The following is a 25287-nucleotide window of genomic DNA, read 5'->3' as shown; positions in this document are numbered from 1 at the left end:
CAGATCACCATTAATTTGCCCATTATTGAATAAGATTAAAGCATGGGGTCAGCCCCCTGGTACAAATGGTTTTACTCCGCTGAGTGTCAGGCCCTACATTTGTACCTTAGGGAGAAATAACCATAAAAATTCTTAAAAATAGTTATTTGTCCGTTTCAGAAAAATACCCGTCTCATACAATACGAATGAATGAAAAGGAGGAATACAAATGACACAATCAGATTTGCCTCAGTTAAGCCCACCTCAGTATACTTATTTTAATGAGCTTAAATATTCAATTGGCAATGATCCCATGGTGCAGGTGCTTAACTTAATTGAGTTTCCACAAGATGGAGGATATTTAATCCCTATCATTGTTTTTAGCAGTCGGAAAAAAGCTCGGGCATTGGCGACGATTCTAAACCTGCAAAAAGAATTAGGAAATATCACGGTGAATGCAATCGTGATTTATGATAAATCCATCGTCAGACCATATGGACGTAACTTTACTGCGGAGGGTCTTGTCGATTTATTTGATGATGCATTATCTTCAAATCGCTATTTTAAATTTGCTGAAACAAAACTTTTTTCTCCAGATACTCCTTCGGTGTATCCTGTATTCACAAAGAGTGTCATTCAATTTTTTAACGACGACATATCCGACCTCTATAATAATTTTAATGAAGTTGCAGCCTTTGTGTTCAGAGATGTATTAAGAGATGAAATTAATGGCATTCTTATTAATCCTTCAACTGAAATGGATTCATCGGCGACAGAACAAGAAGCTGAATAACAAAGTAGGAATGGCTGTTTGATACGCCAAGCCAATACTATTTTATGGACCCGATTGGATTCTTTTTTTACTTGAAAAATGGGATAAAGTATGTAAACAAATTATGGTAAAGGAAAAATAAAAGAGGAGCCCCTTCGATAACGAAATGGCTCCTCTTTTATTTAGGGCTCCTCTTTTATTTAGGCTCTGTTAAACTTGGTTGTTGATTTCCGCTCCAGGCACTTCGCTTTCCGTGGGCGGTCTGGGGAGCCTCCTCGTCGCTTTGCTCCTGTGGGGTCTCCCCTACCCCGTACTCCCACAGGAGTCTTCGTGCCTTCCGCTCCAATCAACTTTGTTTAAAAATCAACATTGTTCTTTAACATAGCCTTTATTTAAAAAATCGTTTATTTTGCTCGCTCAACAAGCTGTAGAAGTTCCTGATCTGGGCCAGGGAACAATATCATTCGACCGCCTTCAAGTGTTGGTTTGACTCCATCAGCAGGAAACTCGATTCCCTTTTTCTTTAAATACTGAATCGTCTCATCAATATTTGTTACTGTGAAGGCAAGATGATTAACAATCCCCTTATCACTATATTCTCCTAAAAATTTAAGATCACGGATCAATTCAATCTCCATATCCAGTTGCGATTCTAGATAGATAAAAGCCATTTCCCGATTCGGATTACTTCCCCGAAGGCGAACCTTAAATCCAAAAATCTCAGAGTAAAACTGAATCGACCGATCCATATCCGTAACAATTATCGCCACATGTTCCATTTTACTAATCATTGCCTATTTCCCCTTATTATGAGTTCAGACCCCTTGACTTATTTAAAAACAATACTCATTAATTCTTCTCCAGTATATAAACCCTTTATGCCCGGTTTATTTTGGATGTAATCGTAGATCTCCTTATTTGAATAATTACTTCGCAGGCCTTTTATAATGGTGGATAAATATGATTGCGAAGGTTTCTCCCATTCCACTTCGTCTAGATTCCACGGAGCCGTAAAAGTGAAAATCGGATAACCCTTATCCTCGCCAAGGTAAACAATATTTCCGTACCAAGATGATCGAAAAGTAGTCGAACTGTTCTCGATTACTTCATTCAGATCAATATCAAATTCAATTCCTCCATTTTCTTGGCTTACGATATCCAAAAATTGTTCAGTCGTGACAAGATATTTCGTGCTATAGGTCATGTTAGCGGGATCTTGTTTTAAACCGATAAAGGCAACACCCTGGAAATCCCAGCCTGCTGCCTTTTTTGCAAAATAAAGAGGATAGGGTATAGTAAAAGCCGACACATCAATTGGCAGGGAACGGTCTCTACATCCTGACTCCACTCTAGTAGACCCTTCAGGACTTCCTCCTTTGATATAACATAAAAATCGATCAGAATTAAGATTTGATCCATAGCTCGCATACCAGACATATTGTTTCGCTTCATTCATAATGAATCACCAACTCTATTAAAATTCTTCCTAATGGTAAGCAATCACTTTCAACTTACATGAATGTTCTAAGTTTATTATATCATCCGATTAGGTGATAAGATGCAATGGTCACTCCTAAAATAAAAAATGGGACAGCCTCTGCTATCCCATTTTTTATTTTAGGAGTATGAAAAGTGAAGATATTGCCAGGCTAACTCATTACCAAAAAAAATGGGTGTGTACATACATTATTAAATAGTTATGTCATTACCAATAGTAAATAATGAGGGATTATTGAAATTTAGTGAATTTAGTGAAGTATTTATCCGATTCTTGGCATCTGAATCTAATTCATAACGATTATCGCTTATTTTCTTTACTTGATTATCTAAAACATATACTCCTTTTAAGATGTGGGTTGCTCCCAACGTTGTAAGTACAGGTTTCAGGGCATAGTCAATCATTAATAGATGCCCAAAAGTGCCACCAACAGCAATGGGTAAAATGGTCTTATCCTCCAGACTATTTTGTGGCAAGAGATCCATGTAAGTTTTTAACACACCTGAAAAAGATGCTTTATAAACAGGGGTCAAAATAACTATAATATTTGAATCCTCTACCTTCTTATTAGCATCTAAAATTTCTTCACCATTAAATTTTGCATGAATTAATGCTTCTGGTGGAAGCTCGCGTACATTTATGATTTCGGGAGTATACCCACTTGCTTGAAAATAAGTTAAAACCTCTTGGAAAACTCCATTTAATCTTGTTTTCTCAGAGGGACTCCCTGAAATAATGGTAATATTGCTCATGATTCAACCGCCCTTTCTTCTATTAAATTCTCGATTTATTATTTTTTCTTATTCGAAAATTTTATGGATCCCAAATTACCATGGGGGTGTTGTTGAGATTTGAAAGTTCTATATTCGGTTTCTAATTCCGTAAGAGATAACTCAAAAAGATGTTTATCTTCACTCTTATATACATTAAAAGCAATTAGCTTTTCGATTAATTGCTTGCGCTTTTTTTCCACAGCATCCCGAAGAATATCCCCCATCCGAATCACCCCTATTTATATAAATAGCCTATAAATGAAACTTTTTCGTTTGGATCCTACGCTGTATTAAAAAATTATCTAGCAATCTGAAGATCTAATAATTCTCTTGCACTTCCATATAAAAAATAAGCTGCCTTTATAATTGATGTTTCATCAACCGTGAATTCAGGATGGTGCCAATCTTCCTGTCCATTTGTACCAAAAAAGGCAAAGGTCCCTGGGATGTCCAGCAGATAATAAGAAAAATCTTCACCTGCCGTGGATGACTCTGGATGGATGACGTTCAAAGATTGTTCCTTAGCAGCCGTTGAAACAATCTCTGTCACCGATGTATGATTTACTAATGGCGGTGGACCAGAAAACCAATTAATCTCAGCTTCTTGAGAAAAAGCTGCAGCAATCGCATTTACAATCGTGTAAAGCCTTGTTTTTACCTCTTCTCGTATAATAGGGTCAAAGGTTCGAACGGTACCCTCCAAGCTGATGTTCCCTGGAATAACATTCCATGTACTGCCTCCAATTATTTTCGTCACACTCACTACAGCACTTTGAAGCGGGGATACATTCCGGCTGACAATCGTCTGAATGGCTGTAATAAGCTGAGCTGCAGCAACTATCGGGTCTTTCCCATTCTGCGGAAGTGCGGCATGACTTCCTTTACCATGGAGAATGATTTGAAAACGATCGACTGCTGCCATTAATGGTCCTTCTTTTATACCAATAGTACCTACAGGAAGCCCAGGTTTATTGTGAAGTCCAATAATCGCCTCCACTTCCTCCAACTGCCCATCCTCAATCACATGCTTTGCCCCTCCCCCTAATTCCTCTGCTGGTTGAAAAATGAGTCGAACTGTGCCATTTAGATTTGACTGGTTCTTCTTAAGAAGATAAGCAGCACCAACAAGGGCAGCAGTATGAAAATCATGGCCACAGGCATGCATGACTCCTTTTATCTTAGAAGCATAAGGTAGTCCTGTTTTTTCTTCAATTGGCAATGCATCAATATCCGCACGAATTGCCACAATTGGCCCTGGTTTTCCACCTTTTATGTCAGCAAAAACACCTGTCTTCAAGGTTGTTTTTCGAATCGGGATATCTAGTTCCTTTAGCCACTTTTCAATAGACTTAGAGGTTTCAAATTCCTGGTTCGATAATTCAGGGAATTGATGCAAATGACGACGAATCGATATTAAGAATGTCTCTAATTCCTGCTGATTCATAGTAAATATTTATCCCTTCTTATAAATCATAACGATAGCATTTTACTAAAATATCATTATTATAAAATTCTTTCGTTTGATCTCGTTTAAAACCAAACCATTTATATAATCGAATCGCTTTTTGCATTTTATCACCTGTGTGCAAATACAATTTGTTTGCTCCTTGAGACTTTGCGAATTGAAGACCAGCTTTTAATAATTCTTGTGCTATGCCGCGTCCCCTTGCTTCCGGGTGAACAGCCAATAGCCGGATAATCGGTGAGAAAATCTGTAACTCTGGTCTTTGATAGGCCTTTTCTGAGGACAGAAATAGCTGTAAGGTACCAAGAATATTGTCATTACTTTTAGCAATTAAGATTTTTTCTACTTCAGGATTATCCACAGATGCCTTTATATTAGTTAGGTACTCCTCCCAAACTCGAGCATTATTATATTCATACTTGTACTGTTGATAACTTTCGACCAATAATTGCCGTACTGCCTCTTTTTCTTCTTCTAGTAATTCTTTTATAACAATTTGATCAATCACAACATATAACACCCTTTCTTAAAAATGAACTAATTCACCCGCTCTTTTAAGGGAGTAAAAAATGATTCTCCCGATATTCTTTGTAGGAATCGTCGCGTCCGTTCTTCCTTTGGTGCAAGGAAAATCTCCAATGGGGTGCCTTCCTCGACTATTACTCCTCCATCCATAAACAAAACACGATCAGACACCTCTTTAGCAAAACTCATTTCATGTGTAACGACCACCATCGTAATCCCCTCTTGTGCAATTTCTTTAATTACTGAAAGCACTTCCCCAACTAATTCGGGATCTAATGCCGACGTTGGCTCATCAAAAAGAATAACCTCAGGATTTAATGCCAATGCTCTTGCAATTCCTACTCTCTGTTGCTGTCCCCCTGATAGTTGAGACGGATAGTAATGTAACTTATCACTGAGACCGACTTTTGCAAGCACTTGTTCACTTACCATTTTTGCATCCTTTTTCTTTACTTTTTTTGCAACAACTAAGCCTTCCATTACGTTTTCTAACACTGTTTTATGGGCAAATAAATTATAATGTTGAAAAACCATTGCTGTTTGTTGTCTTATAGATAAAATTTCTTTTTTCGTAACCTTTTCAGCATCAACCTGAATATTGCCCATTTGAAAAATACCTGCTTCGGGCCTTTCTAAAAAATTTAAGCATCGTAGTAAAGTGGTTTTCCCTGAACCACTTGGTCCGAGAATCGTAACCACCTCTCCACGGTTTATTTTGAGATTAATGCCTTTTAACACAGGCAATTTATTAAACGATTTTTTTATTTCTTTTAAAATAATCATGACACGCCTCCTCGACTATACAATGTCACCCGTTTTTCAAGTAAAAATGAAATGCCTTCCACCATAATCGTGAGTCCCCAATAGATCATTCCTGCTGCGATAAAGGCCTCTAAAAATTTCAAATTAGTGGAGGCGACAATATTGGCAGCTCCTGTCAATTCTTTTTCTGATACGAGAAAGGCTATAGACGAGGTGTGTAAAAACCCAACAAAAATATTTGTAAAATTGGGAACTGACTGTGCCAACGCCTGTGGAAGTACAATCCGAACCATTGCTTGAAGCTTAGTCATCCCTACTGAGTAAGCTGCTTCCAATTGACCTGTTGAAACACTGATAATCCCTGAGCGGATAATTTCTGATAAATAGGCACCTGCTGCTAACGACAAGGCGATTAAAACAAACAAAACAATTGGAATCTTACTGGATTGGATATTTAAATCAAATCTTGACGATACTTGGTCCACTAGTAATGGATTTCCATAATAAATGACCATAATATGCATCATAATAGGGGTCCCTCTAAAAAAAGAAACATACCCATTAGCAGCCTGGTATACAAACCTTGTTTTATAAATCCTTACTAGTGCAACACCCATTCCGATTAAAAAACCAACCAATAAGGGGACAATTGTTAAAATGAGCGTAATGGGAAGAGACTTAATAATTTCTTTAAAAGCGATCCAAATAAAAGGAATATCAATTGTCATTTAAATCTCCCCCTTTTTATGCAGCAACTGATAAATCAGCTTTCTGATAACGATTGAAATATTTTTCTAGTATTTTAAATATCTTCTCAAATAGTAGAACAACTGCATAATAGATAATCGAGAGGGAAATATATACCTCCAGGGCATGCGCAGTTGCTGAAATAAGCGTATCACCTCTGCCCACCATATCCATCACACCAATGGTAAAGGCAAGTGAAGTATCCTTTAATGAACCAATAACTGAGTTTGCTATATTCGGAAAAGCAATCCGTATAGCCTGTGGTAAAACGATTCGAAAGAAGTTCTGAGTGCTGGTCATTCCAACTGAATAGGCTGCTTCCGTCTGTCCTTTATCAACGGCGCGTATCGCTCCCCGAAAAATTTCTGAAAATCCTGCTCCATTACTAATTGCATAAGTAATTATGACAAAATAGATGGCCTCCATCTTAGAAATATCAAGATGGAAAACCATAAGAACAGCAGGGAGACCATAAAATACTAGGAATAATTGGATTAATATCGGTGTCCCGCGAATAAACGAAACATATAGAATCACTAATTGATTCAATAAAGGAATTTTAAACAGCCTCGGTATAGCGGCTGCTACACCGAAGATTAGTCCCAGTAAAATAGATGCCGCTAAGATCTGAAGCGTTACCCCTAGGTAATGCAAGAGGGTTGGTAAAAACTCGATAATTAATAAAGGATCAAATGCTTTCCCCATTTTTTGACAACCTCCAAACACTAACTTCCCTTTATTTAAAAGTTTACAGTGTAGTCCGCTCCTAACCATTTTTTACTTAATTCGCTAACTACCCCTTCTTTTTTCAATTCAACAAGCGCTTCGTCAATTCTCTTTTGCAGTGGTGTTTCATCTTTTCTTAGAAGAAAATAAACTTTTGAATTTAAGAGCGGTTCACCGACTACTTTTTGCTGAGCATCAACTGCCTTATTATTAAAATCGACTGAAAATGGTGTTGTAATAGTGGCATCTGCTCTGCCTGTTTTTATTTGATTAATGGTAGAATCCGGCCCATTCCCTGCATAAACAATTTGTATGCCAGCATTATGTTCCTTGTTATAATTTTCGATAAATACTGCTGAGTTACTAGTCGGACTCACGATTACCTTTTTTCCTTTTAAATCCTTAATAGAATGAATCTCATTATTATCTTTATGAACTGTTACATTAAGAGGAAAAATATTATAGGGTTCTTTGTTAAAAAGAAACTTCTCCTGTCTTTCTTTATTCACTTCCATTTGGTGCGCGATAAAATCAATTTTGTTCGTCTCAAGGCTTAGCAAGAGATTAGAGAATTCCATTGTTTTAAACTCAAATTGATATTCAGGCAACTTTTCATCAATTTTTCGAACTAATTCCACATCATATCCAGTTAACTTTCCATTCTTTTCAATAAAGCAGACATTCGGAAATTGTGTCCCTGTTCCTACGATTATTTTTTGTACTTTCGATTTGGAGCTAACTTTCGAAGTTGTTTTCGTTTCTTGTGAGGAGCATGCCCCAAGCATTAGAACCAGCAGTAAAGTCATAAATATAGCAATTGTTTTCTTCATCTCGAAATCCACCCATCCTTAAATTCCTAATCCGTCAACTAGCTCCAGGATTGTTGTATAAATACTAATTCCCAGGCATTGAACTATTAAACATATGATTTTTGTCGGAATTATACCGAAATTTTACGCTTCTTAACTTTCTCAAGAACTTTTTCTAAATATTCGATTCCTACTTTTGTTACTCCCTCATACACTTCATTTTGGCCAACTTCAACAACTGGTACATGACGAACTCCATACTTGATCTCTAAAATATCACGTCGTTCATCATGATTCGTAACATCAATGGTTTTGTATTTAATTCCTTTATCCTGTAAATATTGTTTTACCTCTCCACAATAGTGACAACCTTCTTTCGCCCAAACCACTACAGATAATTCTTTTCCCATTTTTATTCCTCCCTATCAGATTTCATTTTTTATTAACAAAAAAGGCTCCCCATTAAAGATTTTTCATCTTAAATAGAGAGCCTCTAGTTGTCTAGCCGGCATAAATTCTTAAATTGTTCAGTTGGTGTCATGATCTGCTGATTCTAGAATCCTCCTTTTTAATTCCGAGTTATTTAATATGAATTATTTTTAATCTTGTGCTTTATCCTAACACGTAAAGAAGAGTAATTCTACAGGTTACCTGATAGAAAAATATATTGTTTTCATTCATAAAAACTATCAGAAGAATAGGTAATTCATTAATCCAAAGCTATACCACACGGTGACTTACTTGTTGTTGAACGAAACGATGGCACCCTTCTACAATTACGTCCTTGTCATAATCCAATGATGCTACATGATAGGAATTTGGCAGCACAATCATTTCCTTTTCTGTTGACCCTATGTGGTCAATAATATAATCCGTATTTTCCGGTGGTACGACATGATCTACTGCAGACTTCATTCCCAGAACAGGACAATGTAGGTCTGGTAATATGGCAGGCGTTATGTCCATAAGTGTTTGCAGTTGATGAATGGCTTTAATTGGAACTTTTGAATACGTGATTTCGTAAGCATCCCTTGTTTTTATGTCAGGATTTCCCTCACTAACATAACGGGGTAATTCTTTTCCTCTGAATTGTTCAAAAGAAGGAAGAGTCAAAGCAGGATTAACTAAGATAATCCCTTTTATTTCCTTATATTTATGAGCAAGCCAAAGCGATAGTGTACCACCCATTGACTGGCCCAATACAAAAACATCTCTACATTCCTGTTTTAATTCTTGATAACCCTTTTCCAATGACTCAAACCATTCTTCATGCGTGCATTTCTCCAAATCTGCATAATGGGTTCCATGCCCTTTTAATCTAGGACCCAAAACAGAATACCCAAATTCATCCAGTCTTTCACCTAGGTAACGGACGCTTTGCGGTGTACCAACGAAACCATGTGAAATGAGAATCCCAATTTTGTTACCCTTGAATTTAAAATTTTCTGCCCCCTTAATAATTGGAAACTTTTCTTTCATCAATATCTACCCCTTTTTATGTCCAACTAATCCTATTTAATAAGTATGAATTAATAGTATAAAAAAAGTATAAAATACGATTAATGATAAAGCTATATATTTTTATTATAAAAACACATTTATCCATTTTTCACTATAGATTGTGCATAACGGTTATCCGGGAATGGGAGTCCAAGATTTCCCCGCAATGTGTCAGATTCATATTCTGTACGGAACAAACCACGATCCTGCAGAATCGGGACTACATGATCAATGAATCCCGTTATGTTGCTTGGAAGATTGAAGTGAATAATAAAACCATCTGCCCCATACCCTTCAAACCACTCTTGGATTAGGTTTGCCACTTTTTCTGGTGTCCCGATAAACGGAGTTCTTGGTGTGGCCGCCCTAAGTGCTACCTGCCGAAGGGTTAGGTTTTTTTCTTTCGCTTCCTGCTTAATTCGATCTGTACCACTTTTGAAACTGTTTGAACCCAAATCACCGATTTCTGGAAAGGGTTCATCGAGTGGATACTGTGAAAAATCGTGATGTTCAAAAAAGCGTCCTAAATAGTTCAATGCCTGTTCAATCGATACTAAATTAGCAATCTCTTGATATTTCTGTTCAGCTTCTTCCTCTGTTTTACCAACAATCGGCTCGATTCCTGGCAAAATTAGAATGTGTTCCGGATTTCTACCATATTCAGCAGTCCTGCGTTTGACGTCTTGATAGAATTTTTGTGCATCGTCCAACGTTTCTTGACCAGTGAAAATAGCATCAGCATCTTTAGCAGCAAGGTTTTTCCCATCTTCAGAAGACCCAGCTTGAAAGATAATGGGTCTCCCTTGCTTCGATCTGCCAATATTTAACGGTCCTTGTACTGAGAAAAATTCTCCTTTGTGATTTAATTGATGCAGTTTTTCAGGATCAAAAAATTCACCTGATTTTTTATCACGTATAAATGCATCATCTTCCCATGAATCCCATAATCCTTTTGCTACATCCAGGTATTCAGAGGCGATTCGGTATCTTTTTGAATGATTTGGATGCTCTTCAATAGTTTTGCTAAAGTTTAAGGCTGTTTTCTCTAATGGGGAAGTTACAACATTCCAGCCTGCCCTGCCATGACTAATATGATCAAGGGAGGAAAATTGCCGTGCGATAGTAAACGGTTCACTATATGATGTCGATACAGTACCAGCAAGGCCAATTCGTGAAGTGACAGCGGCCAGTGCTGATAGAATCGTAAGCGGTTCAAATCGATTCAAGAAATGAGGCAATGATTTTTCGTTTATATGCAAGCCATCCGCAATAAAAACAAAATCAAATTTTGCCTTCTCCGATTTTCGGGCTTGCTCCTTATAAAATTCAAAATTCACACTGGCATTAGTTAATACCTCTGGATGTCTCCAAGCCGCAATATTCCCTCCCACACCATGAATGATCGTTCCCAATTTTAATTGTCTTTTCTTTGCCATCGCACTTTCCTTCCTTTCGCCTTCTAAATTATTTATTATTCCTACCTGGATAGTTGGTATTTGGTTTAAAAAAATATATGAACTCTCCATTGTCAATCTTACCTTCTTATCGGCTGGACAAATGTATTTGCATTATTAAAGGGACTCAACAGCCGAAATGATTGAAATCTTTCTACTTCTTGTTCAATTGGTGTATGTAAAATAAATTCATCCACCTGATAAGTTTTGTGGAGATGGTTTAAAACTTCCTTTACAAAACGAGGTGTACCCGCAATAATATCTGCTTCTTGTTCAGTGATTTCATATGATTCACCGGATTGCTTTCCGAAAACCTCTGCTTGCACAATGGATTGTACCGTAACCATTCTTCCGCTCTGAAGATGTACTTTGACTATTTTTCTGTCCCCTGCCAATTGTTCTGCTTCTGTCTGAGTAGGTGTAGCAATAACGGCTAATGAAATGATAAATCTTCCATGTGGAAAGCCTTCTCGATATAGATTTGCAGCTTTTTCCAGTACTCGTGCATCACTATTGATAAATTTAGCAAAAACAAATGATATCCCCAAATCAGCGGCAAGCTGTGCACTGTTTGCACTTGCTCCAAGAAGGAAAATTTCTGGTTTTTCCTGAGGAATTGGTGTTGCTTGAATTCCTGCAAGAGGATGATAGTCATCAATCGAATTGTGAATTAATTCCGATAAAAAAATCAGCCGTTCTGTAAAATCCTTACCATCATTAACAGTTCCATACTGCAGCGCCTTTGTGGATAACGGAAGTCCGCCTGGGGCTTTCCCAACCCCAAGATTTACCCTTCCAGGTGCCAAATTGGATAAAACATGAAAGTTTTCAGCTACCTTATAAGGACTATAATGCTGAAGCATGACTCCACCTGACCCAACCTGAATCGTGTTCGTCCGTGCCAATAAGTAGGAAATTAGTACTTCAGGTGAGGAGCCAGCCAATTGATCTGTATTGTGATGCTCTGATACCCAAAAACGTGTATACCCCCATTCTTCTGCTTTTTGAGCCAGCAGAACTGTATTTTGTAACGCAGTAGAAGCTGTGCTTCCAGGAAAAATCGGACTTTGATCTAAAATACTAAGGTTATAGCCCATTTATAAATTCCTCCATTTTTATTCTGACTTATCACATTGAAAAAGTATGTTTTATTTGCTGATGTTTATCCTAACACTGAAAATATTTAACTGGCAATACTTTCATTGATAGGAAAATATTTAATCTTAATTAAAAAATTTTATAAAGAAAAGAACGATTCATAGAGATTTTCATTTTTTAACGTAAATCATTAATAAATTCATTCAGACTTTTGGCAAGTCCGCCATGACCGAATCGGATAAACTTCTGCTTATCTTTTTCGAGAATCTTATCTTTGAGAAAATCCAAGAATGCCAAAAGCTGAATCCTCCGATAATGAATATTAACAATGCCGTACTCATAAAACCATTGATCTATCGTATTATAGACTCCCCTATTCACCTTATACTTTTGATTACACCAAATAAAAAACTGTAAATCAGGCAGATTAAGATATTGACTTGTTTCAAAAAATTTTGATTGATTTGTTTTTGAAAAAAAACCAGCTGAACTCTTATTCTTTTGTGTTTGCATATTTAACATCCTCCTTTTATACACAACAATACAAACCAGAATACTAGGAATTAAAACAATGCTTTTCCTTTTTTTATATTAAAAGTTATGATTGAAATTTATCCTACCACCGAAAAGATTGAAAGGGCAATAGATTAACTGATTGAAAAATTTAATCTTCACTTTAGAAAATTTAATTAATAAACCATCATATTTTTCTTCTCAAATTCTTTAACAGATAAAAGAATATCATTCCATAACTTGGAATACTGATAACCATTTTTCAAATGAGTCGCAAAAATACGTTGATTGATTTGAAGAATATGAGAAACATCTATTTCAATTAAATTGCCATTTTCAAGGTCTTCCTTAATACAGAGGTAAGGTAAAAATCCAATGGCATTTTTGTTAAGAATAAACGATTTCGCTACCTCAAGATGGTCAACTAAAAATTCGATATTTGGTTCAACATTTGCCACTTCAAACAATTTATGAACCCGATTCCAGTCAAAAGCGCCGCATTCAAAAAATACCAATGGCTCCATGGCTAATTGTTGAACAGATATATTTTCTTGAAATTGAAAAGAGTGTCCTGGATAAACAACCAACCGGACAGAATTATTTAGGAGCTCATGCTTTTGAATACCACGATGATTAACATCCTTCATAAAGGCGATATCCAGTTGGTTTTGAAGAAGTTTATCGAGCAATACTTCGTTTGGTGCGGATATAAATTTAAATCGCAATGCAGGATTTTCCTTCTTTATGAAAGGGAGAGCAAATGGTATAAAATATTGGGAAGTAATCATATTTGCCCCAATGACAATTTCTTCAGGATTTTCTTCCCTCTTCAAACGTTTTTTCCCCTCACTATAGGTATTGATAATTTGCTCAGCATAGGGGATAAATGCTTTTCCTTCATCTGATAATGTCAAACTCCTTCCCTTTCTTATAAATAATTCGATACCAAGATCACGTTCTAATGTTTTGATTCTTGCTGTTACGGTTGGCTGAGATAAATACAATGCTTCAGCTGCTTTATGTATACTATCCAAATGTACTACATACATAAAAGCTTCCAGATGATCAATGTTCACTTTCTCCAACCCCTCTCTTGATTTTTTTTGAATAGCATTGTTGTTAACTAATCCTATAAGGGTTTGCTGCGTTCACAAAATGTAAAAAAGGCTCCTCTACGTGTAATACGTTTAGGAGCCTTTGGGAGACCAATCGGCAGATTTCCAATATTTATGATTTTCTAAATTCTACTCCAATTAATCCAATAAGTAAAGTGTGAATTGGATAAAATTTTAAACACTCTTTCTCTGGCTTAAAATTCTTCATATACTGCAGGATCTTGATTGTTTATTCTCCCATCTGGACGGGTTAATTCAGAAATCATCGACATCTCGGTTTCATTCAAGGAGAAGTCAAATATCGATATATTTTCAAGTTGCCGCTCAGAAGATGCAGACTTAGGAATGGATATGGCCCCGAGCTGATAATGCCAGCGTAAAATTATTTGAGAAATAGATTTGTTATGACCGCCAGCAATCTTTTGAAGTGTTTCATTATGTAAGACTTCATTTGCCCGAGCTAGTGGACTCCAAGATTCTGTATAAATATTATTCTCTTCATGCCATTTAAGTTGAGCGGCTTGATTGAAAAATGGATGTAATTCGATTTGATTGACGCTTGGCTTTACGCCCGTTTCTTTTTCCAAACGCTCCAAATGTTCAGGCAAGAAATTACAAACACCAATCGAACGAATAAGTCCCGATTTTTTTGCATCAATCAATGCCTGCCATGCCTCCACGTATAGTTCCTGTTTCGGATTAGGCCAATGAATAAGATATAAATCATAATAGTCAAGATTAGCGCGATATAGTGATTCCTGAATGGTCGTAACCGCCTTGTCATAGGCTTGATAACGGCCAGGTAATTTGGATGTAATTCTTAAGTCTTCTCTCGGAATAGAACTGCGTCTAACGGCTTCACCGACAGTTCCTTCATTTTCATAATTATATGCAGAGTCAATTAATCGATAGCCTTGATTGATTGCAGATAGGATAGAATTGACTCCTTCATTCCCCTTAAGTTTATATGTACCTAATCCAATCACAGGCAAAGTAAGCCCATCATTTAATAGAATCTCTGGAATAGTTTTCACCAACGAGTCACTCCCTAGTTTTTAGTAAATTAAGATTACCATAATTATGGATTATTTTCACAGTTTTAAGTTTTCTGTAAATAGACCGTTTTTTGGCGATATCTGAAAAGATGGGTGTGACCCCGATGCTGCTCTAGTGGCAGAACCTTGAACTGTCAGGTATGTAAATATACTCCCCCTACCCACCAATCAATCCCAACCAGCTCAATTCGATTTTGGGCCCCATTTAATACATCTAACCCATAGGAGGTTAATTCCAACATTGGATTGGAAGCAGGGTGAGAATAATTTGGCAAAGGAATGTTACCTTTAAGCAACGGATACGGTCCTTTCATTAATTCTTTTAAAATAGCTGCCAAATGCAAGTTACTTAAACCATCATTAATTCTCTCTTCCATAATGTGAGAACACAAATCATAAAATAAACATCCATCTTCACGAAGGAAGGATAGTGCTAAATATTCAACCTCATTTAAGCCGGTTTGAATAGAGGGAAAATAACTTTTATGATCTTGAAGTACCCGAAGGAGAAACGGTAGGGTATGGTTTTTAGATAAAATCCATTTTTCAATATCCTCATTCTCAGTGGAGTTATAGGCAGTCCATCCAGTGGTCGCCTCATGGATTTGTTCAGTTGTTATCTTTTTTCTACTATCAAGCAGTCCCAATAATTGCCCTGATGATAATTGCCCTAATCCATAAAAAGGTGTTATACCAGGATACTGATCAATACTTATCAATGAAATATTTTCGCAGCCTTTAGTAGATAATTCTGTTAGTAAGTACATGAGCATGGTTTGGTCAAATCGGTCATGCTCAAACCAGAGAATAACCTCCTCTGATTTCGCTATCCCATTCAATATACGATCTTGATTTTGACAATTTTGAATAAAAAATTCTGATGGAATTTCAAGTTTTTCTTCAAAAAAATGAGCACGTTTTTTTATTTGCTCTTCTTTTGACCAGGTTAAATTTAAGGGACCAAAGTCATACATTTCTCTCCAAACCAGGATGTCACCCTCTATTTGTTTAATTTTATTACCAACTACATCGCCATTTACAATATGAATCATAAGATTACCTCATCTTTTTCCTGACTATTTTCTTTCTACCTACAATACCTTACTTAAATAAATTGGATATTCTTCTTTTGTATAGCAAGAAATAGAAAACATGGGGTCACTCCCCCGGTGCGAACGCTTTTATCCGCAGGGGGTCGGACCCCATGTTTCTTTTCTTTCCGTATCAAAAAGCAACTTTTAATCGATTGGTTAATATGTCAGTAAAACGCCTTTTCATAAATGCATTTTGAAAGATTTCTTGACCTGTGATGCTTAATAAATCATTTTTGGTGATACCAAGATCATTTTCTAGAAAATCGATACCCAAGTCTTCTTCGTAAACTTGGATAATAAATTTTGCAGCCTCTTCAGGCGAGCTAAAAACATGAAAGGATAATGCGGTTCCATTTAATTTCAGCCAGGCCTCATTAAAACTTCTTGACCATTGTTTTATTTTCTCTAGGCATAAATGACTGTGATCATCCCAACTATTATTTAACGCAAAATATATTTCTTCCATTTTAGTTAATAATTTTATTTTATCAGGGTATTCATCCTTCAATTCGTCCAAAAGCTCTCCAAGGTCTTCTTCAAAATAATATTGATACTCCATTTCCGGATTTATTAACCCTATAAAGGCTGTAGGAAGATAGATAAATTTTAAAAATCCGAAGACACTTTGTGGATTGGGATAAACAGCCCAAGCGTTTTCCGATTGGTCACTATAAGAGTTAAGGATTACCGGATTAATAATCACCGAATTCTGTGTTATAGGTTGGTTCTCAAAAAGGCAACCCCATAACTCCTCATCTAGTCTTATCTTATTTCTCCAGTAATCTGCAATGGAATATTTACTTTGTTTCATAGGACCTCCTAATCAAGTATAAAGAATTCCAATTTTTCATTTATCCCATTCATATTCTAATCCTAAATCCTATATGTTTAATCAATCCACTTTAAAAAAGTAATGCCATGAAATTTTTCACTATCACATTCTAAAAATTGTATTGGTTAATATTACATATTTATACTATATTCTATATTCCAAGAGGATTATCCTGTTTTATTTAGCTGTTCTGCCAATTTACCTATCCATTTTTAATTCGGGCTTTAGAGGAAACTAAAAAAAAGAAAACCACAGTGTTGTCGGGACACTGTGGTTTATCCTTTAAGAAAGCCATTGTTATTATAGTCCTAAAAAGTTGTAGATTGCAACCTTTTTGCTTTATTACTTTAGAGCTGTAAAACCATCAAAATTAATATGCTAAACTGAACAATGCTTTAATGTGTGACAAGTATCTTACATTACTTGCTTCTTTCATTAAAGAAGCTGGCAGCCCTTTAAGTGGAATAGCATTAGCGCCAATGGTGGCAACAGCATCTTTACGTCCTAAGCTTGCAAGTGTCCCTGAGTTAATCTGAGAAAACTCTTTAAAGGATTTATCTTCCAAGAATGCATACACATTGTATCCAGTTTGTTCACCCATTTGCCAAGCAATTTGTGCAGTTGGTGGGTATGGACGGCCTTCTGGGCCAAAGACAACAGCACTATCCCCTACAACAAATACTTCTTTATGGGAAGTTGATTGAAGATATTCGTTAACTGTTGCACGTCCGCGATTCACTTCAAGACCCGATTCACCAACTAGAGGATTACCTTGTACTCCGCCAGTCCAAACAAATGTATTGGCAACAATCTTTTGTCCATCTTTTAAATCAATTACATTGCCTTCTACATTCGTAACAGGCAGACCTGTTAAGAATTGAACACCACGAGATTCAAGACTTGCAGTTGCGCGTTCAATTAATGGATCCGGTAACACTGGTAAAATTTTCGGACCTGCTTCAACAAGAAGTAATTTCACTTCTTTCGGATTCACTCCATAGTTTCTAGCAAGCTTTGGCATCATATCGGCAATTTCACCAACAAGTTCAACACCGGTTAAGCCACCGCCGCCAATAAGAATGGTTGCATCAGCTTCATTTTTCGTTTTAGCATATTCACTAATACGTTCTTCGATATGTTGATAAATTTTATTGGCATCATCTGCAGATTTTAAAACCATACTGTTTTCTTCTAATCCTGGAATACCAAAGTAAGCAGTTTTACTTCCTAACGCCACAACTAACGCATCATATGTTAGATAGGCACCATCTGAAAGTTTAACTTCTTTTTTATCTACGGAAAAAGACTCAACCTTTGCGATTCGAAGATCAATATCTTTTCCTTTAAAAAGCTTTGCTAATGGCATGGCCACTGCCTGCTCAGCAACACTCCCAGCTGCTAAACGGTGTAGTTCTGTAATGATTTGGTGTGTAGGGAACTGATTTACTACCGTAACTTCTGCTTGGTCCTTATTTAAGTATTTACGAATATTGATTGCAGCCAATAGTCCGCCATAACCGGCCCCTAAAATGACGATTTTTTTTGACATAGTATTTCCCCCGTCCGTAGTGTAATTAAAATTATTTAGTTGAACGTTCTGCAGAAACTTCTAGGAAAGCATTAAAGAAACGGAAAAGCTTCTGTGCTTGTGGGTCTTTCAACATTTTTAAAATTCCAAATAGGCCGATCACTTCGTTGCTTTCTTCCGCACGGTCTTTCGCTTCAATAACAGTCGCAGCAAGATTTTTCACTGAATCTTTCACGGGTTCTGCAATTTCTTTAATGGCTCCAACTGTATCATTTTTTAATATCTCATCTGTTGCAACGGACTGAGCAAAATCATAGGACTTCGTTAATAAATTCACAAGTTCAGTCAATTTTGGAAGCTGTTCAACTAATGTAGTCAAAGATTCCTGAACCTCTGGGTTTAATAACTGATCAAGCACATCGAGTCGTTCTTGTTTCGTTTCTACAGGTTTTTCCATAACATCTATCATAGCGAATTCCCCTTTCGTTAGGCGGCTGTTTGGAATACTATGAAACAACTCTATATCCCTATGAACCTGCCTTTTCATCTGCTGGTATGATTCATTCATAATTAATACTATAAACATAATAATAAAAGTGATTTCACAAAACAAAATTTTATACCTATTAACGATAATTTTCAAGATATTCGTTTGAGATTTTAAATATTTTTGCAAAGTACTGCCAGCGTAACAATAAAAAAAAGCCTTCACATTGAAGGCTTTTTCCATTCATATTTAATATAGTAAGATTTTAATACGGAAACTGTATTTCCGGTAATTACCACTTCTTAATAAACCACTACAGCCTCGTTTTGAACAAGATTGGCATAAACCTTTTTCATCACATCTGGCTTTATATTAACACAACCACCTGATCCATTGGATAGATAGGCATTACTTGCCCAGTTACTCCGCCAGCCGGCGTCATGGAATCCAACACCATCCAATGTAAACGGAGCCCAATATGTCACTTTAACAGAATAATTCGGATTTCCAACTTCGCTCCCCCTAAGAATGGATGGAGATTTCTTATACTGCACATACCAGACCCCTTTTGGTGTATCTTGATTGACTCCATGCCAGCCTGTAACCACGGAGGTTGTCACTTTTAATTGACCATTTTTATAAATCCAAATACGTTGATCGTTAATGGACACTTCCGCATACGTATCACCTATGCCATTATTTGATGTAACATGATAGCCGACACCATATGTGCTCCAACCAACGCCGTAAATATTATAGGCTTTAATCGAGTTTTCCCCTTTTTCAAAGGCCTTCACAATTCGCTTGGTTTCTGCATCAACATCGATTGCCCAACCGTAGGACTTTCCTTTTACTGAAATAACCTTACCTGAATGTGTTTTAAATTTATAATTTTTATTTAAAGTAGATTGCGAACGATTCATCTCAGCAATCTTGTTCTTAATCATGCTCGGATCAATGATATACTTCATTTTTTTGGAAAGGGATGCATTCTTGATTACTTCCCTCGCTTTTAAAGAATAAATTTTATCCTGCAGCTTATAATCGACGGTTCGCTGCAAAAGTTCTTGCAGCAAATTCTCTTCTTTTTTTACCAACGCAGTATTCACATTGGTAGGCTCTATGTATACGGGGTTCAAATGAATCACACTATTATATTCCTTTTTCTGATAATCTTTTATGGTACCCCCAACATCAACTAAATGACCAATATTGCTGTTTGGGGTGATAATCTTCCCATTTTTCAAAAAAACCGCCGAATCACTTGTGCCTTTTAAGCTTTTATTTATAGCTTTGAGTTGATTTTCTACATTTTCCCTAATTGTTTGACTGTGATACTTATCCACATTACTTGGCAGCAGCGTATATTTTTTTTCCTTTGAGGAAGGTAAAAATGTCTTTTGCTTTTTTAATATTTCCTTGACATTATTTAGGTCTTTATTGCTAAATCCCGTTTTTGTATCTTTTCCATTGAAAATTCTATCCTTTCCAATAAAGACTTCGTTTTTTAATACAGTTGATTGTAATTTTTTTAAAGCATGATCTGCGGTCAATCCACCAACTTTTGTGCCATTGATTTTAATATTCTGATTGAACCGAGTTGCCTGATAATAATAAATACCCGCAAATCCTAAGGCTAATAAAACGATAATGGCTATTACTATAGATTTCCCGTTTATTAACATTCTTAATGGGTTATTCCGCCTTTTATGAATTTGTCTAATTGGCATGTATACCGTACTTCTCATTGTCCTTCCCCCTTAGTTGCAAAACATGGACACACTTTTCTTTTTTCAATACTGCTTAAGCGTTTGATTGGTTTGTCTATATCCTTGGTACTATTTTAGTTGATTGAACAATATGAATTTTGTCATAATTTGTATAAAAATATATTTAATTTTTTCACTCAAATTATTCCTAAATTTGGACAAAAAAAAGACGCTTTCGAAAGAAAACGTCTTAGATTTAGATCCATCGTAAAAGGGAAAATGGATCCCACTCTTTTACTTTTTATGAAATCTTTTATAAATTTAAGTATTATTTAGGTTTTTTCAAATTTATATGCTATACTTGCATTACCATTTGATTTACCGTTTTATCTGCACCGCTCATTCGTGAGTGGTGTTTTTTATTGCCTTGAATAAGAAAATCGCAAGCGCCTTGGTCATCGTTCCTGGCAGTGAAGTCGTTCTTTGACTTCATTGACAATACCGAAGCAACTTCGAAGGACTAGGCGATGGAGCTGGACAATTCTCAAAGTTAAAACGTTTATATTTTAATCCTTAAATAAAAAAACAGACTCTAATGTAAGAGTCTGTTTTTTTATTATTATGCTTTACGAACGTTTGCTGCTTGAGCTCCACGTTGACCTTGCTCAACATCAAAAGTTACGGATTGACCTTCTTCAAGAGATTTGAAACCTTCGCCTTGGATAGCTGAGAAATGAACGAATACATCTTCTCCGCCTTCACGTTCGATGAATCCGAAACCTTTTTCTGCGTTAAACCATTTTACTTTACCATTTTCCATTTGTGTTGCCTCCTAGTGTGTAATTACACACAATATATTACTATCCTTGCTCTCAGTGATCATCAAGACGAAAAGTTAGAAATCCACTTTCTTTACACCGGACAAAAATAATTCTTTTTTAATATACCACTTCTTCTAAAAAATTACAAGGGGACAATAAAATAAATTAAATTGCCTAAAACAACGAAAGCCCAACCTCTCTTTCATCCTTACGGCTCCAATGGCCGCGCCAGTTTGAATTAGGCATAATAAATATATTTGTCCAAAATTAAAACGTTTGGTAAAAATCAGAAATGAATAAAAGTAGAAACGTCTGATTAATGTGAGGAAATAAAGAAGTTAATGATGAAAAAAGCTTGAATAGGATAAATTTCTTCAGTTTAATCACAATAAACGCTAGAGGAAAAACTAGCCGACTTTATTATTTAACAAATCTGTTGCCTGATTTTCAGTGAGTCCTTTAATTAATCCTAGTTCACTTATAAATATCTTCCGTGCGCTTTCTAGCATTTGTTTTTCACTTGAATTAAGTGCTTTATTTTTATTGATGCGCATTAGATCACGCACAACTTCAGCGCCATCTTTGATATTTCCTGTTTTCAATTTTTCTGAGTTAATTTTATACCTTTCTTTCATTGAAAGATTGGTATCGGTTTGTCCATGCTGAAAAATTCGCAATACGTTTTCAAGTGTAGGTATATCAGAAACTAATCGAATACGTGATTTTTTTTCTTTTCCAATAGGAATCATTACCTGCATTTTACTGATTGGCATTTTTATTACATAGTATTGATGTGTCTCACCTAAGACTTCCTTTTCTTCTATCGATTCAATAACACCGGCACCCTGCATTGGATAAACAATGTAATCACCAACTTGAAACAAATAAACCACCTCCAAAATTTAAACCTATTCAAGCATACCACAAATTTTATTTTTTATCAAATTTATTATTTTACCACCAATTAATATTTAGTGTCAATATTTTTGTGTTTATTTTTTAAAAAATATTTTTTAGAAAATTGGCCAATCTCCGCTGATAATTCCTGGTAGTCATTTTATTTCACCATTCCGTTACGAAGTGCCATAACGACAAGCTGAGTTCGATCTTCACATCCAAACTTTTGCAGGATCCGATTACATGCGACTTGACCGTTCCTTCCGCTATCATTAGTTTTTGAGCTATTTGATCATTCCGTAATCCATAGGCCATTTCTTGAAAAATTTCCTTCCCCGCTCCGTTAAAGGTTCAACAAAAATTGTTTTGTGTTTGACTCCAGAAACATGTAAGCTGTTGGTCACTACCCTTGAAAGCACATAAGCAGCCAAACTTGTTTTATATACGGCCTCCCCACGAAAGACAGCACGAATCGTCTCTAACATGTCTTCGACTTCCGCATCCTTAAGCAAATACCCAACAGCTCCTGCGCGAATCCCTTGATAAATATACTCTTGGTCATCAAAAGGTATTAAAATAACAACTTTTGTTGCTGGAAACTAATTCAATATTGCCGTTGTCGCTTCAATTCCCGACATGATAGGCATTTGAACATCCATTAGGATGACATCCGGCTTGCATTCATTGGCTATTTCAATAGCCTCTTTTCCATTAGAAGCTTCCCCTATTGATTCACCCGATACATTTTCTTCCGCTGCAGCCGTAACCGAATCGTAAAGTAAAGTACTATGGTTAAGAAAATGAAAGATATAATACTAAATACAGTTTCTTTTCCGAATCGAATATAAAGCATGGCAACTATTAACATTGTTACTACCACAGAAATCGATGACTTTGAAAAGGATATTTGCATCGTTACATTAAAAATAAAAATGGATAGCAGATAGATAAGGTTCATTTCATGAAACCAAAAGACACCAAACGCTGTCTCAGTTATGAGTATTAAGGCTGTACCGAACAATTTCTTTCTCGTCCACCATGATTTAGGAAGAAACAAAATGACGGAGTAAGTTAAACAAATCAAAAGGTTTAGAAACATTTTCGGAAAAGGACCGAAAAAAAATCGATAGGTAAACATAAGAAAAAAGATGACTGCCAGGCCAATCATCTTTCTTCTATTCTGTTGATATTCTTCATGCAACATGAGAAAGGTCTCCTTGAATATTAATTCGTATTCCTTTGGGAAATTTGTTTTTGCTTTTTCAACAAAATCATATAGTAAATAACATAATAAGAAAACATGATGAGCATAAGCCCAGCTGTCCATGAATTCCCGGTGGTATAACTAATGTTTTGCCATCCATTTGTTTGTCCTGGTTGTAATCCACTAAGTGTTCCGCCGGTAAACATACTATAAAACCGATAAATAAAACGAACAAGAAAAAGAAGCGTTACCATGCTGCCAATCCAAATATTCGGGCGGTAAAACAAACGTCCCTCTCTTTGTTCAAATGTGGTTAAACCTACACTATAAAAAGCCAAAATGCTCCCTAAAAGTATACCCACCACATCAGAGATTAAGCTGATCGGGTGGACAACACCTCCCGCTAAAAAGATTAACCCAATAATCAGAAACAAAATAATTCGAAACAGCAGGTTTCCTTGTTTTAATTGCTGCCAGCCAATATTTCGACGGACGCGTCTTACAATACTTAAAAAAATAAGAGCGATGATGATAATAATCGAGAAAGAATGCTGATTCATGCTTATCCCCCATTTAGTTAAATGATAAATAAAACCGTTGTTATTATCATATATTCTTTAATTCCATATATCGACTAACCTTGGGTAGAAAAATTTTTAAAAATCTATATCTCTAAATAGAGATCAAGGTATGGACATGCATAATGACGGACTAGCAGCCTTTTAGCAAGAAATCTGTACCAATTTCGTAACGAAGGTGACACCATTTTGCTACAGCTGCCACGGTTCATCTATTACTTCACAGTATAAAATAAAGATAACACCACAGATAACGCTTACAAATACTTGCTGTAATTTTATTCTTAAACAGGAAAGGATGTTAAAGTATGGACTATTTAGAAGTGATCTCGATCATTGAGAAAAATAAACTGAATTTAGTGAAGATGTTAGAGGGTAAGAACTTATCGAAAGAGCAAATGGATTCAATCCAGCACTCGATTGACAACTATAACTATATTATTGAATTAACAGAAATGAATCACTTTGAAAGAGGAAATATACATTAAAAAGGAGCGAGGGTTTCGCTCCTTTTGTTTTGCGGTGAATTCAGATTAAAGCACTTCCTGTTTTAATGATGCTTTAACCAGCGTAATCTGTCCATTTTTAGGAATTAATTCACTGATATTTTCAAATTTTCCGTCTATTTTTGAATTGTCCTGGTTCTCCATTTTATATTCCTTAAAGGACCAGCAAAAGAGCTTTCGTTCGACTTTTCCTTTTTCACCAATTAGGTTAAACCAACTTTGCCCTACATAAAAAGAGTTCATGAGCATTTTATCAATGATAAAAGAAACTTGTTCATTCTCTTCCTCAGGTTCAAATTTTATTTTAGTGGAAAGGGCCAAAATAAAATAGTTTTTAAATTTGTCTAATTCAAGTAATTGAAGATGGTACCTCTTGGACTGCATTTGATTGAAGTCCTTCAAGACTGCTTTGATGCTTTTTTCAACATCGATTTCATATTTGCTCGCATCTCTCAAGGCTGATAAACGGGAATCATAAATCGACAATGTCACTATATAATGCGCGGCATAACTTTTTGGTTCAAATCCTTCTTTACCAGCTTGCTTTACCTCTTCTGGTACTACTATAAAATTTTTATAATCAGCAAAAAAATTATCGTTCATATCCTATACCTTCCTTCATACCTTGATGAAATGGATGCTATTATCTTTTTCTATATCGCATTTCTCTTGTTATCTTTCAAAATATTTTAGATGGCAGATGAATCGTAGTTGTATTTAAATATATATATTTCTTTATTAAATCTAAGAATCCTTCTTTTTCTTCCAAAAATCCACAAATTTCATGTTTTTAATTACAAAGTCCTATTATGTTTTCTAAAAAATATCGTTAATAGAACA

The 25287-nt window shown here is 35.9% G+C and carries 32 protein-coding genes; 2 read left to right on the top strand and 30 right to left on the bottom strand.

The genetic code is table 11. The features are described 5' to 3' along the window. Window positions 1–208: 208 nt before the first annotated feature. On the top strand, window positions 209–772 hold the full coding sequence (locus E2K98_RS13640) for a hypothetical protein (RefSeq protein ID WP_133334935.1): 564 nt from the start codon (window positions 209–211) through the stop codon (window positions 770–772). Window positions 773–1155: 383 nt separating this feature from the next. Here the strand turns inward: E2K98_RS13640 and E2K98_RS13630 are convergent, their stop codons facing one another. From E2K98_RS13630 to E2K98_RS13495, 29 genes are all read right to left on the bottom strand, one after another. Continuing rightward, the gene (locus tag E2K98_RS13630; RefSeq protein ID WP_133334933.1) at window positions 1156–1542 is read right to left on the bottom strand and encodes a VOC family protein; all 387 of its coding nucleotides are present in this window, start codon (window positions 1540–1542) and stop codon (window positions 1156–1158) included. Window positions 1543–1580: 38 nt separating this feature from the next. Continuing rightward, a complete protein-coding gene (locus E2K98_RS13625) occupies window positions 1581–2207 on the bottom strand; it encodes a hypothetical protein (protein ID WP_133334931.1) in 627 nt (208 codons plus the stop codon). A 233-nt stretch (window positions 2208–2440) separates the two neighbouring features. After that, window positions 2441–3001, bottom strand: a complete 561-nt coding sequence (gene ssuE, locus E2K98_RS13620; protein ID WP_133334929.1) for an NADPH-dependent FMN reductase — start codon at window positions 2999–3001, stop codon at window positions 2441–2443. Between the two features lie 38 nt (window positions 3002–3039). Beyond that, window positions 3040–3246 (bottom strand): Fur-regulated basic protein FbpA, encoded by a 207-nt coding sequence (locus tag E2K98_RS13615; protein ID WP_133334927.1) that lies wholly within the window; start codon window positions 3244–3246, stop codon window positions 3040–3042. Window positions 3247–3320: 74 nt separating this feature from the next. Further along, window positions 3321–4466, bottom strand: coding sequence for an amidohydrolase (locus tag E2K98_RS13610; protein ID WP_133334925.1), 1146 nt, complete (start codon window positions 4464–4466; stop codon window positions 3321–3323). A gap of 19 nt (window positions 4467–4485) precedes the next feature. After that, window positions 4486–4995, bottom strand: a complete 510-nt coding sequence (locus E2K98_RS13605; protein WP_133334923.1) for a GNAT family N-acetyltransferase — start codon at window positions 4993–4995, stop codon at window positions 4486–4488. A gap of 29 nt (window positions 4996–5024) precedes the next feature. Continuing rightward, complete coding sequence (locus E2K98_RS13600; RefSeq protein ID WP_133334921.1) at window positions 5025–5795, bottom strand: amino acid ABC transporter ATP-binding protein; 771 nt, start codon at window positions 5793–5795, stop codon at window positions 5025–5027. Beyond that, the gene (locus E2K98_RS13595) at window positions 5792–6502 is read right to left on the bottom strand and encodes an amino acid ABC transporter permease (RefSeq protein ID WP_133334919.1); all 711 of its coding nucleotides are present in this window, start codon (window positions 6500–6502) and stop codon (window positions 5792–5794) included. Before E2K98_RS13595 ends, E2K98_RS13600 begins: the two co-directional genes overlap by 4 nt. 16 nt (window positions 6503–6518) lie before the next feature. Next, complete coding sequence (locus E2K98_RS13590) at window positions 6519–7226, bottom strand: amino acid ABC transporter permease (RefSeq protein ID WP_133334917.1); 708 nt, start codon at window positions 7224–7226, stop codon at window positions 6519–6521. 35 nt (window positions 7227–7261) lie between these two features. Further along, the gene (locus E2K98_RS13585) at window positions 7262–8077 is read right to left on the bottom strand and encodes a transporter substrate-binding domain-containing protein (protein WP_133334915.1); all 816 of its coding nucleotides are present in this window, start codon (window positions 8075–8077) and stop codon (window positions 7262–7264) included. Window positions 8078–8187: 110 nt separating this feature from the next. Further along, window positions 8188–8466, bottom strand: a complete 279-nt coding sequence (locus E2K98_RS13580) for a glutaredoxin family protein (protein WP_133334913.1) — start codon at window positions 8464–8466, stop codon at window positions 8188–8190. 310 nt (window positions 8467–8776) lie between these two features. Then, complete coding sequence (locus tag E2K98_RS13575; RefSeq protein WP_133334911.1) at window positions 8777–9535, bottom strand: alpha/beta hydrolase; 759 nt, start codon at window positions 9533–9535, stop codon at window positions 8777–8779. Between the two features lie 119 nt (window positions 9536–9654). Further along, window positions 9655–10992, bottom strand: coding sequence for an LLM class flavin-dependent oxidoreductase (locus E2K98_RS13570; RefSeq protein WP_133334909.1), 1338 nt, complete (start codon window positions 10990–10992; stop codon window positions 9655–9657). 98 nt (window positions 10993–11090) lie between these two features. Continuing rightward, window positions 11091–12107 (bottom strand): LLM class flavin-dependent oxidoreductase, encoded by a 1017-nt coding sequence (locus E2K98_RS13565; RefSeq protein WP_133334907.1) that lies wholly within the window; start codon window positions 12105–12107, stop codon window positions 11091–11093. Between the two features lie 178 nt (window positions 12108–12285). Further along, entirely contained in the window at window positions 12286–12621 is a 336-nt protein-coding gene (locus E2K98_RS13560; RefSeq protein WP_133334905.1) for a hypothetical protein, read from the bottom strand. A 176-nt stretch (window positions 12622–12797) separates the two neighbouring features. Next, the gene (locus E2K98_RS13555; RefSeq protein WP_133334903.1) at window positions 12798–13697 is read right to left on the bottom strand and encodes a LysR family transcriptional regulator; all 900 of its coding nucleotides are present in this window, start codon (window positions 13695–13697) and stop codon (window positions 12798–12800) included. 233 nt (window positions 13698–13930) lie between these two features. Beyond that, a complete protein-coding gene (locus E2K98_RS13550; RefSeq protein ID WP_133334900.1) occupies window positions 13931–14773 on the bottom strand; it encodes an aldo/keto reductase in 843 nt (280 codons plus the stop codon). 152 nt (window positions 14774–14925) lie between these two features. Further along, a complete protein-coding gene (locus tag E2K98_RS13545) occupies window positions 14926–15843 on the bottom strand; it encodes a DUF1835 domain-containing protein (RefSeq protein ID WP_133334898.1) in 918 nt (305 codons plus the stop codon). Between the two features lie 172 nt (window positions 15844–16015). Further along, window positions 16016–16696 (bottom strand): hypothetical protein, encoded by a 681-nt coding sequence (locus E2K98_RS13540; RefSeq protein WP_133334896.1) that lies wholly within the window; start codon window positions 16694–16696, stop codon window positions 16016–16018. Between the two features lie 391 nt (window positions 16697–17087). Then, complete coding sequence (locus E2K98_RS13535; protein ID WP_133334894.1) at window positions 17088–18266, bottom strand: NAD(P)/FAD-dependent oxidoreductase; 1179 nt, start codon at window positions 18264–18266, stop codon at window positions 17088–17090. Between the two features lie 31 nt (window positions 18267–18297). Beyond that, a complete protein-coding gene (locus E2K98_RS13530) occupies window positions 18298–18714 on the bottom strand; it encodes a DUF1641 domain-containing protein (RefSeq protein ID WP_133334892.1) in 417 nt (138 codons plus the stop codon). 320 nt (window positions 18715–19034) lie between these two features. Continuing rightward, on the bottom strand, window positions 19035–20480 hold the full coding sequence (locus E2K98_RS13525) for a L,D-transpeptidase family protein (RefSeq protein WP_133334890.1): 1446 nt from the start codon (window positions 20478–20480) through the stop codon (window positions 19035–19037). Window positions 20481–21060: 580 nt separating this feature from the next. Beyond that, window positions 21061–21261 carry a cold-shock protein gene (locus tag E2K98_RS13520; RefSeq protein WP_026576199.1) on the bottom strand — a complete coding sequence of 67 codons (201 nt, stop codon included), beginning with the start codon at window positions 21259–21261 and terminating at the stop codon, window positions 21061–21063. 408 nt (window positions 21262–21669) lie between these two features. Further along, window positions 21670–22161, bottom strand: coding sequence for a CarD family transcriptional regulator (locus E2K98_RS13515; protein ID WP_133334888.1), 492 nt, complete (start codon window positions 22159–22161; stop codon window positions 21670–21672). Window positions 22162–22324: 163 nt separating this feature from the next. Next, window positions 22325–22474, bottom strand: coding sequence for a LuxR C-terminal-related transcriptional regulator (locus E2K98_RS31675; RefSeq protein ID WP_235824807.1), 150 nt, complete (start codon window positions 22472–22474; stop codon window positions 22325–22327). Beyond that, on the bottom strand, window positions 22444–22671 hold the full coding sequence (locus tag E2K98_RS31670) for a hypothetical protein (RefSeq protein WP_235824828.1): 228 nt from the start codon (window positions 22669–22671) through the stop codon (window positions 22444–22446). The genes E2K98_RS31675 and E2K98_RS31670 overlap by 31 nt, the downstream gene beginning before the upstream one ends. Window positions 22672–22758: 87 nt before the next feature. Next, complete coding sequence (locus tag E2K98_RS32325; protein WP_407921213.1) at window positions 22759–22851, bottom strand: helix-turn-helix domain-containing protein; 93 nt, start codon at window positions 22849–22851, stop codon at window positions 22759–22761. 32 nt (window positions 22852–22883) lie between these two features. After that, complete coding sequence (locus E2K98_RS13500) at window positions 22884–23363, bottom strand: hypothetical protein (protein ID WP_133334886.1); 480 nt, start codon at window positions 23361–23363, stop codon at window positions 22884–22886. 20 nt (window positions 23364–23383) lie between these two features. Beyond that, window positions 23384–23923, bottom strand: coding sequence for a hypothetical protein (locus tag E2K98_RS13495; protein WP_133334884.1), 540 nt, complete (start codon window positions 23921–23923; stop codon window positions 23384–23386). Between the two features lie 326 nt (window positions 23924–24249). Here E2K98_RS13495 and E2K98_RS13490 point away from each other — a divergent pair, with 326 nt between their 5' ends. Further along, window positions 24250–24429, top strand: coding sequence for a DUF3896 family protein (locus E2K98_RS13490; protein WP_133334882.1), 180 nt, complete (start codon window positions 24250–24252; stop codon window positions 24427–24429). 45 nt (window positions 24430–24474) lie between these two features. Here the strand turns inward: E2K98_RS13490 and E2K98_RS13485 are convergent, their stop codons facing one another. After that, window positions 24475–25050, bottom strand: a complete 576-nt coding sequence (locus E2K98_RS13485; protein WP_133334880.1) for a hypothetical protein — start codon at window positions 25048–25050, stop codon at window positions 24475–24477. Window positions 25051–25287: the final 237 nt, after the last annotated feature.

The sequence above is a fragment of the Bacillus salipaludis genome (assembly GCF_004358205.1).
This window is presented reverse-complemented; position numbering and strand designations above follow the sequence as displayed.